Origin of the sequence: Microvirga sp. Mcv34 (genome assembly GCF_024519725.1) — a bacterium.
Classification (GTDB): Bacteria; Pseudomonadota; Alphaproteobacteria; order Rhizobiales; family Beijerinckiaceae; genus Microvirga.
Genome location: NZ_JALJRK010000243.1, coordinates 431 through 1,264, shown reverse-complemented (window position 1 = coordinate 1,264; position 834 = coordinate 431). Strand labels below are relative to the sequence as shown.

At 68.2% G+C, this 834-nt stretch carries 2 protein-coding genes; both read right to left on the bottom strand.

Annotated elements, in window-relative coordinates:
* Window positions 1–305: ATP-binding protein (locus tag OC446_RS30405; RefSeq protein WP_262032590.1), on the bottom strand; the 305-nt coding region annotated here is incomplete at its 3' end.
* A partial coding sequence (locus OC446_RS30400) for a Mu transposase domain-containing protein (protein WP_410055178.1) occupies window positions 302–834 on the bottom strand: 533 nt, incomplete at its 5' end. The genes OC446_RS30405 and OC446_RS30400, both read right to left, overlap by 4 nt.

Genomic DNA, 834 nt, shown 5'->3' with positions numbered 1-834 from the left:
CACGCGCCTGTGGCCAGCGTGTCGATCCGGGAGCGCTCGATCGCCGGCTGGAAGGCGAAGTCGAAGTTCTCGAGCGTCTGGCCGATCGGCAGACCCGACATTTTCAACGAGGTTTTCACCCGCCGTCCTTCGCGCCCGGAGTGTTCCACTTCCAGCAACCGGTCCAGGAAGGCATGCGGCGCCATCGCCTGGCTCACTGCCTCAGTCAGAAGATGATCGAGGTGCTCGGCCGCATAGGGGCAGCCCAGGGCCAGAAGCCGCTCGCGCGTCGTGTCGATATCCAGTCGCAGCCTGCCCGGGGTCATCGCGCCACCTCCGCCAGAGCCGCATACAGGTCGATCGACCGGTGCGCCACGGGAGCCTGGGACAATTCCTGAATGCGGGCGCCCAGCCGCCCGAGAGGGGGCGGCGCCCGCACGTGTTCGGTACTGGGCCCGTTATAATGCGCCTGATCAATCACGAGCCGGGCCCGGGTGGCGCGTGGATGCGTGGCCACCACCTCGCAGGCCTTCAGGATCTGCACCTGTCCGGCGGTGCCACGCACCTCAACGCGCTGCCCGATGAGCGGGAACGGAACGCTGTATTGGCGCCCCTCGAACGACACCAACCCGTCGAGACCGACCTGGCGGGTGGCCACCAGATCGAACGGCTCCGGCAATGTCTCGGGCAGCCGGGTCAGCCGCACCCGCTCCTCGGCCCAGGCCTGGGCCGAGGAGCGGGTGGCCGGGCAGCGCCGCTCGTGCGACAGGATCTCGATGCGCGCATCGGTCCACTGCTGCAATTCGGCCAGGCTCGCATAGGAGCGGCCATAGGGATGGATCGCCAGGCGCTGAT